Origin of the sequence: Pseudomonas sp. B1(2018), from assembly GCF_003097365.1 — a bacterium.
Lineage (GTDB): Bacteria > Pseudomonadota > Gammaproteobacteria > Pseudomonadales > Pseudomonadaceae > Aquipseudomonas > Aquipseudomonas laurylsulfatiphila.
In genome coordinates, this window is the sequence record NZ_PYUK01000035.1 from 1 (window position 1) to 12,561 (window position 12,561).

Annotated in this window: 11 protein-coding genes; 6 read left to right on the forward strand and 5 right to left on the reverse strand. The window is 62.4% G+C overall.

Features of this window, described 5'->3' with window-relative positions:
* Positions 1–411: 411 nt before the first annotated feature.
* The 5 genes from C9422_RS31380 to C9422_RS31400 form a co-directional block, all read right to left on the reverse strand.
* A complete protein-coding gene (locus C9422_RS31380; protein WP_116583342.1) occupies positions 412–1,479 on the reverse strand; it encodes an alpha/beta fold hydrolase in 1,068 nt (355 codons plus the stop codon).
* Between the two features lie 261 nt (positions 1,480–1,740).
* The gene (locus C9422_RS31385) at positions 1,741–2,913 is read right to left on the reverse strand and encodes a helix-turn-helix transcriptional regulator (RefSeq protein ID WP_116583343.1); all 1,173 of its coding nucleotides are present in this window, start codon (positions 2,911–2,913) and stop codon (positions 1,741–1,743) included.
* Between the two features lie 152 nt (positions 2,914–3,065).
* On the reverse strand, positions 3,066–4,958 hold the full coding sequence (gene cysN, locus C9422_RS31390; protein ID WP_116583344.1) for a sulfate adenylyltransferase subunit CysN: 1,893 nt from the start codon (positions 4,956–4,958) through the stop codon (positions 3,066–3,068).
* On the reverse strand, positions 4,958–5,902 hold the full coding sequence (gene cysD, locus C9422_RS31395; RefSeq protein WP_256590055.1) for a sulfate adenylyltransferase subunit CysD: 945 nt from the start codon (positions 5,900–5,902) through the stop codon (positions 4,958–4,960). Before cysD ends, cysN begins: the two co-directional genes overlap by 1 nt.
* Positions 5,903–5,967: 65 nt before the next feature.
* The gene (locus C9422_RS31400) at positions 5,968–6,438 is read right to left on the reverse strand and encodes an SRPBCC domain-containing protein (protein ID WP_116583346.1); all 471 of its coding nucleotides are present in this window, start codon (positions 6,436–6,438) and stop codon (positions 5,968–5,970) included.
* A 208-nt stretch (positions 6,439–6,646) separates the two neighbouring features.
* Between C9422_RS31400 and C9422_RS31405 the strand changes: the two genes are divergently transcribed.
* From C9422_RS31405 to C9422_RS31430, 6 genes are all read left to right on the forward strand, one after another.
* Entirely contained in the window at positions 6,647–7,774 is a 1,128-nt protein-coding gene (locus C9422_RS31405; protein ID WP_218279158.1) for a DUF1214 domain-containing protein, read from the forward strand.
* The gene (locus tag C9422_RS31410; RefSeq protein ID WP_116583347.1) at positions 7,771–8,940 is read left to right on the forward strand and encodes a sulfotransferase; all 1,170 of its coding nucleotides are present in this window, start codon (positions 7,771–7,773) and stop codon (positions 8,938–8,940) included. Before C9422_RS31405 ends, C9422_RS31410 begins: the two co-directional genes overlap by 4 nt.
* A 37-nt stretch (positions 8,941–8,977) precedes the next feature.
* Entirely contained in the window at positions 8,978–9,766 is a 789-nt protein-coding gene (locus C9422_RS31415; RefSeq protein WP_116583348.1) for an SDR family oxidoreductase, read from the forward strand.
* A 12-nt stretch (positions 9,767–9,778) separates the two neighbouring features.
* On the forward strand, positions 9,779–10,753 hold the full coding sequence (locus tag C9422_RS31420) for an acetyltransferase (RefSeq protein WP_116583349.1): 975 nt from the start codon (positions 9,779–9,781) through the stop codon (positions 10,751–10,753).
* 191 nt (positions 10,754–10,944) lie between these two features.
* Positions 10,945–11,763, forward strand: coding sequence for a DUF2092 domain-containing protein (locus C9422_RS31425; RefSeq protein ID WP_116583350.1), 819 nt, complete (start codon positions 10,945–10,947; stop codon positions 11,761–11,763).
* A gap of 16 nt (positions 11,764–11,779) precedes the next feature.
* Positions 11,780–12,553, forward strand: coding sequence for a hypothetical protein (locus tag C9422_RS31430; protein ID WP_116583351.1), 774 nt, complete (start codon positions 11,780–11,782; stop codon positions 12,551–12,553).
* The last annotated feature ends 8 nt before the right edge of the window (positions 12,554–12,561 follow it).

A 12,561-nucleotide genomic window follows, 5' to 3' on the forward strand; every position in this document is an offset into this window, starting at 1 on the left:
TAAACGCGGCGCTCTTGAGACCCTCGCGAGCAAGCTCGCTCCTACAGTCGCGGTCTTCTGTGGGAGCTGGCTTGCCAGCGATGGTCGTTAACGATGACGCTTGTTTACTGGCTAAACGCGGCGCTCTTGAGACCCTCGCGAGCAAGCTCGCTCCTACAGTCGCGGTCTTCTGTGGGAGCTGGCTTGCCAGCGATGGTCGTTAACGATGACGCTTGTTTACTGGCTAAACGCGGCGCTCTTGAGACCCTCGCGAGCAAGCTCGCTCCTACAGTCGCGGTCTTCTGTGGGAGCTGGCTTGCCAGCGATGGTCGTTAACGATGACGCTTGTTTACTGGCTAAACGCGGCGCTCTCGAGACCCTCGCGAGCAGGCTCGCTCCCACAGGGTTTTTGTGTGCCATGTCAGATCGCCCTCAAAGATGATCCGCATCGATCACAGCCTTGGCGAACGCCTGCGGGTCTTCCTGCGGCAGGTTGTGGCCGATGCCGCCGTTGATCAGCCGGAACTCGTATTTGCCGGTGAAGCGTTTGGCATAGTCTTCGGGGGCCGGGTGCGGTGCGCCGTTGGCATCGCCTTCAAGGGTGATGGTCGGCACGCTGATGGACGGCGCCGTGGCCAGCTTCTGCTCCAGCGCTTCGTAGCGGCTTTCACCCTGGACCAGGCCCAGGCGCCAGCGGTAGTTGAACACGGTGATGTCGACATGGTCCGGGTTGTCCAGCGCCTTGGCGCTGCGGTCGAAGGTGGCGTCATCGAACGCCCATTTCGGCGAAGCCAGTTGCCAGATCAGCTTGGCGAAGTCGTGGGTGTTTTTTGCGTAACCGGCGCGACCGCGGTCGGTGGCGAAGTAGAACTGATACCACCACTGCAGTTCCGCCTTGGGCGGCAGCGGGTTCTTGCCGGCCGCCTGGTTGCCGATCAGATAACCGCTGACCGAGACCAGCGCCTTGACCCGCTCCGGCCACAGCGCCGAGACAATGTCGGCCGAACGCGCACCCCAGTCATAACCACCGAGCACCGCTTGCTTGATCTTCAGCGCATCCATGAAGTCGATGACATCACTGGCCAGCGCAGCCGGCTGGCCATTGCGCAGGGTCTTGTCGGAGAGGAAATGCGTATCGCCATAGCCGCGCGCATAGGGCATCAGTACCCGGTAGCCCTTGGCGGCGAGCAACGGCGCGACGTCGTCATAGCTGTGAATGTCGTACGGCCAGCCGTGCAGCAGGATCACCACCGGTCCGTTGGCCGGGCCGGTTTCGGCGTACGCCACGTCCAGCAGCCCGGCGTTGACATGCTTGAGCGGGCCGAACGGCGAGGGCGCCGCCTGAGTGGCTTGGGCAGGGGTCGTAACCGGCTGCACAGTGGCGGCCGTTTGCGCATGGGCCGCGCCGAGCACACCGAACAGGCTGAATGCGAGGATCGACGGGCCGACCAGGTGGCGGCGAGTCTTGCCGGTGTTGCTGTTGCGCAGTGCCATCTTCATGGGATGTCTCCATTACCAGCCATGGCCAGGGGGTCGGTCTGAACCCCTGCAAACCTTGCTTGCATTGAAACGCGGCAACGTATCCGGCCTGTGTCCAATCAGCGGCCGGATGAAAGTCTGTGTATCGGGACGTCGCGCTGACACAGTGTGATACACAGCGGCGTCATGCGTGGCCCGTGACCTGCGCACATGGTTTTTTGCCGAGCGTACGCCTCGCGAGGCTCGCGTTGGGAAAGTAGATACGGATCTACAGTCTTTGAACTAGCCAAGCGACGCCACACTGTTGAGCAGTGTCTTGACCAATTGAGCCTGACGAGTGGCGCCGGTCTTGGCGAACACCCCGCGCAGATGGGCACGCACCGTGTTGCGCGAAACCCCAAGGGCCAGGGCTGTTTCATCGAGGGTTTGCCCGTCCATGACGAGCATGGCCACTTCGGTTTCGGTCGGCGTCAGCTGGAACAGGCTGCGCAACAGGTTGCGCGACGCCTGCGGTGAGTCCGCCGGGTCGCGGATGAACACCGCTACGGCGGGCCGGCGTGCGCCGTTGCGCGATTGATAGCTCACGGGGATGGGGCGCAGCAGTAAATTGAGTGGCATCTCGCCGCTTGGCCGGGTCAGGGTCAACACTTCGATGTCATCGAGACCACGCTGGCGTTGTTTCAATACGGCCTGGATGGCTTGCTGGACATTGCGGTTTTGTTGGCTGGTGAAGGCACAGAGCTTGTCGTGCCGGCATTCCAGGCCGTCACGGCTGTCGAACAGTCGCTGGGCGGCGCGGTTGCAACGCATCATTCTGCCGTCTTCGTCGAGGATCGCCGTGCCCACCATCAGCCGGTCGATGGTCGCGGCATAGAGTTGGCGTTCGGAGTCCAGTTGCTCTACCGCCGAGTGCAGGTCCACCGCTTGTTGCAGGTGCGGCAGGAGCAGGCGAATCAGGGCAATCTCCGTTGCATCGAAGTCGCGGCTGGCGTGGTTGCGGCAGGCGAACAAGGCGCAGTGCATACCCGTGGGCGTGCGCATGTTGGCGACCAGGACGTGGCGCAGATCCAGGGGTTGCAGATAGTTGCGGTAGAAGTCGTGGGCCAGCCAGGCATCGGTGCCCAGCACCTGATCGGCACTGGCCACCTGCTCGACAGGCCAGTCGATGAAGGGGCAGATGGCGTAGTACTGTTCGCTGTAGAACGGCTCGCCTGGCAGCAGGGGACCATGAATCGATGCATTGACGATCAGCCCCGGCCGTTCATGGTCGGGGTTGCGAAGCACCAGGGTGAAGAAGCTGGCGTCGAAACGCTGACGCAAGGTTTCCAGCAGGCCGGACCAGGGTGTGGATTCAAGGGGGCCTTGATAGACCAGCGCAAGCAAGCGGCTGAGTTCTGCAGACGGGATTTCGGTATCGGGCTGCAGGTCCGTGCAGACCGGAAGAGAGAGGGTCATGGATGCGCCTCGCTACTGCTTGTTGTTGTCGTTCGAGTATTGATCGCGCCCATGTCGGGAAAATCGTCCGTTTGGCTTAGGCGGGTTGTCGGGCCATGTGATAGGCAGCGCTACACCGGTTGATGCCGGCATAGCGCTGAGCTCATGGGCTTTTACAGTGCCAGCAGTGCCTCGACGATACGTTCGGCGGCCGTTTCGGCCGACTCGTTGCGGGTATCGATGTGGATGTCCGGCGCTACCGGCGGCTCATAAGGTGAGTCGATCCCGGTGAAGTTTTTCAACTCGCCGCGCCGGGCCTTCTGGTACAGACCCTTGGGGTCGCGCTGTTCGGCCAGGGCCAGTGGCGCATCGACGAAAATTTCCAGGAAATTACCGTCTCCTGCCAGGCGCCGTGCCATCTCGCGCTCGGCACGGAACGGCGAGATGAACGACACCAGGGTGATCAGACCGGCATCGAGCATCAGCTTCGCCACTTCCGAGACCCGGCGGATATTCTCCACCCGGTCGGCTTCGGTGAAGCCCAGGTCGCGATTCAGGCCATGGCGGACATTGTCGCCATCGAGCAGGTAAGTGTGCCGGCCGAGGGTATGCAGCTTGCGCTCCACCAGGTTGGCGATGGTCGACTTGCCCGCGCCGGACAACCCGGTGAACCACAGGATTCGCGGTGACTGCCCCTTGAGCGTCGCGTGGGCCTCGCGGTTCACGTCGACGGCCTGCCAGTGCACGTTCTGTGCGCGGCGCAAGGCGAAGTGCAGCATGCCGGCGCCGACCGTTCGGTTGCTCAGGCGGTCGATAATGATGAATCCGCCCGTATCGCGGTTATCGGCATAAGCATCGAAGGCGATCGGCCGGTCCAGGTGCAAGTTGCACACACCAATACCGTTCAGCTCCAGGGTTTTGGCCGCCAGGTGTTCCAGGCTGTTCACATCGACCCGGTGCTTGAGGCTGGCGCAGCTCATGCTGACGGTCCGGCAGCCGATCTTCATCAGGTAAGGACGCCCGGGCAACATCGGCTCTTCGTCCATCCACACCAGCGTCGCCTCGAACTGGTCAGCAACCGCCGCCGGTGCATCGGCCAGGACAATCATGTCGCCGCGGCTGATATCGATTTCATCCTTGAGCGTCAGTGTGACAGCCTGGCCGCACAGGGCCTGTGGCTGTTCCCCGGCGCTGCCGAAGATCCCGGTGATCTCGCTCTGATGACCTGACGGAAGCACCCGGATACGGTCCCCCACGCTGACGCTGCCCGCGGCGACGTTGCCGCAGTAGCCACGAAAATCGAGGTTCGGCCGATTCACCCATTGCACGGGCAGGCGGAACGCGGCCTCGACCTGGCGAGCCTGCTCAAGGGGGACGTTTTCCAGATGCTGGAGCAGGGTCGGTCCCTGGTACCAGGGTGTGTTCGGGCTGGCTTCCAGCATGTTGTCGCCGCGCAGCGCAGAGAGCGGGATGCACTGGATGTCGTGCAGGCCAATCTGCGTGGCGAACGCACGATAATCGGCTTCGATGCGTTCGAACACCGCTTGGGAATAGTCCACCAGGTCCAGTTTGTTGATGGCCACCACGACCTTGCGGATGCCCAACAGGGACACCAGGTAACTGTGCCGGCGGGTCTGGGTGAGGATGCCCTGGCGAGCATCGATGAGGATCACCGCGAGGTCGGCGGTCGAGGCGCCAGTGACCATGTTGCGGGTGTATTGCTCGTGGCCGGGGGTGTCGGCGACGATGAATTTGCGCTTGTCGGTGGCGAAGAACCGATAGGCGACATCGATGGTGATGCCTTGCTCACGCTCGGCGCTCAAACCGTCGACCAACAGGGCGAAGTCCAGTTCGTCGCCCTGGGTGCCGAGTTTTTTCGAGTCGGCTTCGAGTTGGCCAAGCTGGTCCTCGAACAGTACCTTGGACTCGTAAAGCAGGCGGCCGATCAGGGTGCTTTTGCCATCGTCGACGCTGCCACAGGTGATGAAACGCAGCAGTTGCTTGTTCTGCTGCTGTTCCAGATAGGGCGTCAGGTCGCCATTGAAGGTGTCGTTCAGCGCGCTCATCAGAAATACCCCTCTTGCTTCTTTTTCTCCATGGAACCGGCCGAATCGCTGTCGATCAGTCGACCCTGGCGTTCCGAAGTACGGCTTACCAGCATTTCGCTGATGATCGCCGGCAGGTTGTCGGCATCGCTGTCGATGGCGCCGGTCAGCGGGTAGCAGCCAAGCGTACGGAAACGCACCTTGCGCATTTCGGGCGTTTCTCCCGGTCGCAGCGGCAGGCGCTCGTCGTCGACCATGATCAGTGTGCCGTCACGCTGAACCACCGGGCGCTCCTTGGCGAAATACAGCGGCACGATGGGGATCTGTTCGAGGTAGATGTATTGCCAGATATCCAGCTCGGTCCAGTTCGACAGCGGGAATACCCGCAGGCTTTCGCCCTTGCGTTTGCGTGTGTTGTACAAGCGCCAAAGCTCGGGGCGCTGCTGTTTCGGGTCCCAGCGATGCTGCTCGGAGCGCAGCGAGAACACCCGTTCCTTGGCCCGCGACTTCTCTTCATCACGACGGGCACCGCCGAAAGCGGCGTCGAATCCATAGTGGTCCAGGGCCTGCTTCAGCCCTTGGGTCTTCCACACGTCGGTATGCAGGGCCGAGCCGTGGGTAAAGGGATCGATGGCCTTTTCCACGCCCTCGGGATTGACGTGCACCAGCAGTTCCAGCCCCAGGCGCGATGCCGTCTGGTCGCGGAACGTGATCATTTCGCGAAACTTCCAGGTGGTGTCCACGTGCAACAAGGGGAAGGGCGGTTTGCCCGGGGCAAACGCCTTCATCGCCAGGTGCAGCATCACGGCGCTGTCCTTGCCGATGGAATAGAGCATCACCGGGTTTTCACACTCGGCGACCACTTCGCGGATGATCTGGATGCTTTCCGCTTCCAGCCATTGCAGATGAGTCAACATCGGATACCTCCTCGATTTCTGCCGGGTTTGGTTCCGGCGGACCTCCAAGGTAGGTAAAGCGCCGCCGGCGCTTCTTCGTCTGCTCGGACGAAGAACGCGACAGCGGCTGAAGGTCACGCGACGGACGCGTACAACGTCTCGGCACGCACCTTGAGGGCGCGGGCTACGGCATCGAAGCCCTGTTGCACCCAGGGACCATGATTGGCCATGACCTGGTCGGCGGTCGCGCCGAGGAACTGGTCGGTGGTGTGGTAGCGGCAACTGGCCGGACCGGTGCGCTCGATGTGCTGCTCGCGACGGGCAGCGTCCGGATTGTCGGCAGTGGCATACATCTCCCAGGCGAGCAGTCGGTGGGGCTCGAGGTCCGCCAGGTATTCGATCACGTGCAGCAACTCACCCGGTTGCCCCGGATGGGGCAGGAACAGGTTGACCGGCTCCCCAAGTACCAGGCTCGACTCGACCTTGACGGTATAGGGGTTCCACTGCGGATAACGCGCCAGGTCGATCAGTACCGACCAGACCCGTTCGGCGGGCGCGGCGATGTCCACGATGACGGAACGAACCAGATTTTTCTCTGCGGTCATGGGTGACTCCTCTGAGAGTGACTCCGCGCCACGCATCGCGACGGGAGTAAGCCATGGGCTCAGGCGCGATCCTCCGCGCTCGGGATGCCCGGCTCCTCGTCCGAGCGGACTAGGCGGGCACTTAGTCCGCTCGGACGAAGAACCGGCAAGCGGGAACTCCCTAAGGTCACTGGCAGCGGCGGGATGTCCGCCGGCAGAGGAGAGTGACATGGTTGCAGACATGGTTACAGACAGGATCGATCAGGAGGTGCTCAGCGGTGAGAGCTGGAACCTCTTTTGCGAACAATTGCGCCGCAGCGGCGAGCAGATACTGCGCCGCGAAGCGCCGGCCGATGTGCAGACCCGTGCCGAAGGCTTTCGTTATCTCACCCGGTTACTGCGCATTGCCCTGGAAATGCACCTGGAATTCGCTGACCCGGACTTTCCGGGTTTCATCACCCCGTCCCATGAAACCGCGAAAATCGGCGCCGACAACCCGGATAACCTGTACAGCTATGCGCGTCTGAACGGCGAGCATGAGTACCGGGTCAGCGGTCACCGCGGCAGCGTGGCCTACCTCAGCTTCGGCTCCCAGAGGGGGGGGTATGAGACGGATGGCAAGATGACCCAGACCGGTTTCCTCGATGCCGGGTCACTGGCGCTGGATGCCGAGGGCAACTTCGAAATCATCCTCAGCCAGCGTCAGCCGGCTGAAGGCAACTGGCTTCGGCTGGAGCCGCAGAGCAATGCCCTGATCGTGCGCCAGACGTTTCTTGACCGTAGCAGTGAGCAACCGGCCCAACTGCGAATAGAGCGCCTGAATGCCGGGCAGACCCCCGAGCCGTTGACGGCGCCACGCTTGCAGCAAAGCCTGCAGCGGGTGGGCAGTTTCGTCGAGAACACCGCCCGATTGTTTGCCGATTGGGCCCAGGGTTACCAGGCCCATCCCAATCAACTGCCAGCCGCCGACCAGGCGCTGTGCCAGTCCGTGGGGGGCGACCCGAACATTTTCTATTACCACTCCTACTGGGCCCTGGCCGAGGACGAGGCCTTGCTGATCGAGGTCGATCAGGTGCCTGACTGCGACTTCTGGAATGTGCAGATCAACAACTACTGGATGGAGTCGCTGGACTACCGCTACCACCGCATCTGCCTGAACAAGCACTCAGCGCGCCTGGACGCCGATGGCCGCTTGCGCCTGGTGCTCTGCGGCGTTGATCCGGGCCTTGATAATTGGCTGGAAACCGCCAGCCATCCCCACGGCACCCTGTGCTTGCGCTGGGTCGGGGCGCAGCATCCCGTGCACCCGACCACGCGCGTGGTCAAGCTCGATGCGTTGAAGGAGATTGTGCGATGAGCGCCGATGATTTCACCCTCGATGCCTTGCTGGCGGAAGCCAGTTCCCGTGCCGGGGGACTCGACGACTTCGGTCCCGGCGATTTTCGCCAGGGCCTGCGGGTATTGGCCGACGCCCTGAACAACGAAGCCTGTCTGTCGCCCGCCGGGCGGGGCCTGTTGCGGGAAAAACTGCTGGGGCAACTGGTCAACCGCCTGGTCATGGAGGATCACCTGCGGCGCCACCCGGAGATCCTTGAGCAAGCCATCGATGACCCGTTGGTGATCGTCGGCCTGCCGCGCACCGGCACTACTCTGCTGCAGCGCACGCTGGCGGTGGACCCGCAGTTCAGCAAGGCGTTGTGGTGGGAAACCCGTTACCCCGCACCCTTGCCCGGTGAAACACTGGAGCAGCCACAAAAGCGCATCGCCCGGGCACGCGAAGAAGTCGCGGGAATGATCGAGTTCCTCCCGCAGTTGCTGGCCATCCACCCGCTGGACGCCGAGCAGCCCGATGAAGAGTTCATGTTGATGGAACACTCGTTCCTGTGCGCCATGGATTCCTACGTCAATGTGCCGAGCTATACCGCCTGGCTTGACGCTCAGGACCAGACGCAGGTCTATCGGTACCTCAAGCGAACCCTGCAGTTCCTGCAATGGCAGCAGGCACGTCGCGGCATCGAGCCGGGCCGTCGCTGGTTGCTCAAAAGCCCACAGCACCTGCATACCCTGGAGCTGCTGTTCGAGGTATTTCCAAAAGCACAGGTCGTCCTCACCCATCGCGAACCCGCCAGGACCATTCCGTCGCTGGCCAGCTTTATCCATACCCTGTGGTTGCTCTACAGCGACAAGGCCGATGCCGAGGCCGTAGGAGAGCAGTGGAACCGCCGTATGGCACGTGCGTTGCGCCATGGGATGGCCGTCCGCGAGCGTATGCCCCCGGAGTGTTTCCTTGATGTGCACTTTGAAGACACCGTGGCCGAGCCGCAGGCTGTCGTCGAAAGGATCTATCAGTTTGCCGGCCTCCAATTGACGCCGCAGACCCGGTCCGCCATGGCGCAATGGCTGCAGGCAAACGGGCGTGAAAAGCGCGCGGTTCATCACTACAGCCCCGGCCAGTTCGGCCTCAGCGAAGAGATTTTGCAACGAGACTATGCCGAGTACCGGACCCGGCATATTCAAGCCTGAAACCCGTGCAGCTCATAACAATAAGAGGAGTCTCCCCATGCTGTTGAAAGACAAGGTCGTGATGGTCTCGGGTGTCGGCCCCGGACTAGGTATCAAGTTGGCCATGGAGGCCGCACGCGAAGGTGCGCGCGCCGTTGCCATAGGGGCGCGGGACAAGGCGCGGCTGCTCGAGGCGCAACAACGTATTTTGGCGCTCACCCATACCTGCGAGGTGTTGTGTGTACCCACGGACATTACCGATGTCGAAGCCTGCCAGCGTTTCGCCGCAAACACCCTGGAACAATTCGGGCGTATCGATGCGCTGATCAACAGCGCCTTCTCCCACGGTGGTTTCCAGTCCGTGGAGGAGGGCGACAACGCCCCATTGCGCGAGGCCCTGGAGGTCAATCTGCTGGGCTCGTTGAACATGAGCCGCGCCGTGCTGGCGCCCATGCGCACCCAGGGCGCCGGCGCCATTGTCATGATCAATACCCTTGGGGTCCGCAAGCCATACCAGGGCGGTGCCGCCTACGCCGCCTCGAAAAGCGCATTGGCCGCGACAGTGCGCTACCTGGCGACCGAGCAGGCGGTGCATGGTCTGCGGGTCAACGGCCTGGCGTGCGGCTGGATGTGGGGCGAACCGGTCCAGGCCCTGGTCCGCCAGACCGCTGCCGCCCGGGGCGTCAGTGAAGAACAGGTGCGTGCCGAACTCAGTGCCGGGATCCCGGGCGGGCGCATGCGCACCGATGAAGAGTGCGCACGCGCCGCGCTGTTCCTTGCATCGGACTACGCCAGTGCAATCAATGGTGCGCAACTGGATGCCAACGGCGGCGAAATGATGTGCTGAGGAACATGACAGATGATTGATCACTGTGCCTTTAACGGCGATGCAGATGGCCTCTGTGCACTGCAGCAATTGCGACTGGCCGGGGAACTGGAGCCCGAGGTGCGCTTGATCAGTGGGGTCAAGCGCGATATCGAACTGTTGCGCCGGGTCACGGCCGCTCATGGCGAGCGGGTCACTGTGCTGGATGTGGCTCACGAGCAGAATCGCGAGGATACCCGGCGTTTACTCGACGCCGGTGCCCGGGTGCGCTATTTCGATCACCACTATGCGGGTGACCTGCCTCGACACCCGGCATTCGAGTCATTTATCGATACGGCGGCCCATGTGTGTACCAGCATCCTGGTGGACAATTACCTCTCGGGACGGGAGCACCGCTGGGCGGTGATCGCCGCCTTTGGAGATGGCCTGGCCGGTCCGGCGCGTGCGCTGGCCGAACGATACGGGTTGAATACGGATGAGGTGGTGGCGCTGGAAGAACTGGGTCAGTTGTTGAACTACAACGCCTACGGCGACAGCCTGGAGGACCTGCATTTCGATCCGTTGGCACTGGCCGGCGAACTGTTGCCGTACCGCGATCCAATGGACTTCATCCGCGACAGCGCGAGTTTCATCACCCTGAAAGAGGGGCACGCCGCCGACATGGCGGCAGCCGCTGACCTGGTGCCGTGGCGTGAGGGCAACGGCGCGCGGCTCTATCGCTTGCCGCCGCAGCCATGGGCGCGACGGGTCAGCGGTGTGCTGGCCAACCAATTGGCGGCACAGGCTCCGCACCTGGCCATCGGTCTGCTCAGTGCCAAGGCCAATGGTGAATGGGGGTTCAGCCTTCGTGTACCTGACGGCAGCGAACAGGCGGCGGATGCGTTCTGCCGTCAGTTCCCGACGGGAGGTGGACGCAAGCGTGCAGCCGGCATCAACCGTTTGGCCGAGTCGGATCTGCCCGCGTTTGCAGAGCGCTTGCTTGCAGCTTATTCGTCCGGATGTTGCTGAGATTGCAGAGACAGTCCGGCACGGATGCCGGATTTCACCTGCAGATTGACGCGCTGTAGCCATTGCGCAGGTTTCCGAGCGGATTTGTTCAAACTATTTTCCCGAATGCATGGCAATCACCCGGTAACTGAGCTTTTCTAATGACTCTGACGACGCGTGATCGACCTGCAGGTTTCCGTGGAGAACAATCGATGCCTACCTTCCAAACGCCTGTCCGGTTGTTCTGTTTCGGTCTAGCCATAGGTCTGTTCGCCATCCCGCTGCACGCCGCACAAGCTCCCTCTGCCAATCCGCCTGCGGTGCAACTGGAACCCAAGGCGTTGGAGGTTCTAAAGGCAATGAGTGCCAGGCTCGCGGGCACTCAGGGCATGAGTTTCAAAGCCGTCACGACCTACGAGAGGCCCAGCCGGCTAGGGCCGCCCCTGGCCTATGGCACGGTGGACCTGGTCAACGTGCAACGACCGGATCGCCTTCGTGTGTTGACGTCCGGCGACGGTCCGGCCACCGAGTTTTACTACGACGGCAAAAAAGCCTATGCCTTCGAACGTAAAGGCGACTTGCTGGCTCAGGCGGACGCGCCGCCTACCATTGATGCGACCCTCGAGGCCGCGTACCAGCGTGCCGCGATCTACTTTCCGTTTACCGACGTGATCGTCGCCGATCCCTACAAGGATTTGTCCCGGGACATGCGTGTGGCGTTCTACGTCGGCCAAAGCACGGTGGTCGGTGATACCACCACCGATGTGATCGCCTACACCAGCGACAGCGTGTTCGTGCAGGCGTGGATCGGCGTGCAGGACAAACTGCCACGCCGGTTGCGCGCGGTGTTTCTCGATGATCCGACACGATCCCGGCATCAAGTCGACTTCAGTGACTGGAAGCTCCAGTCGACGATGCCTGCCGATTTTTTCAAGCCTGACCACATCGAAACGGCCCACCGCATTCAGTTTGCCCCACCGCCCGATCTTCGTGCCCCGCAAGGGGTAAAAGAACCCGTGGCGAAACCCTGAACAAGGAGACTGACCCATGAACAGATCTACCTTGAAATTCGCCGGCCTGCTTGTCGCGCTGCTCACCTGCAACCAGGCAGCGGCCTGGTCCCACGCTTCCGGCTTCGGGCGCACTTACGGAGGCGGGGGCTCATGGAGTCATTCGGGTGAATACGGCTCGGCTTCGGGCGGTGGCGGCAGTTGGAGTGGCGAAACCAATCGCGGCGGCTCGGCTTCCGGAGGCGATGGGAGCTGGAGCGGCACAGGCTATCGCGGCGGCACGGCGTCCGGTGGAGAAGGCTCGTGGCACGGCACGGGCGCGGAAGGTGGAACGGCTTCGGGTGGCGAAGGTGCCTGGCATGCGCAAGGTGAAAATGGCGCCACCGCCGCCGGCTATCACGCGGATGGCTATGGCACGACGGCTTACCGCCCCCCCGTTTATGGCACAACCGCCTACCATGCGGTGCCTTACGGGACCGCTTACTACCATCCGCCAACCGCGGTGATTGCCAGCAGTGGCTGCTACAACTGTGGCTATAACGAGGGCGTCAATCCGGCAGCTGCCGCTGCGGCGGGCGTGGTCGTCGGTGAAGCAGCAGCGACGGTCGCCGACCAGAACGCCAGCTATAACGCCGGCATGGTGGCCTCCGCACCACCGACAATGCCCATGGGCGCGACGTATGCCTCACTGCCCCCGGGTTGTGGCTTGATAAGCTTCTCCAATACCACGTATTACCAGTGCGGCAACGCTTGGTTACGACCGTCCTTTGGTGCCAACGGGGTTTATTACACCGTCGTGCCGATGCCCTGATCCCCGGA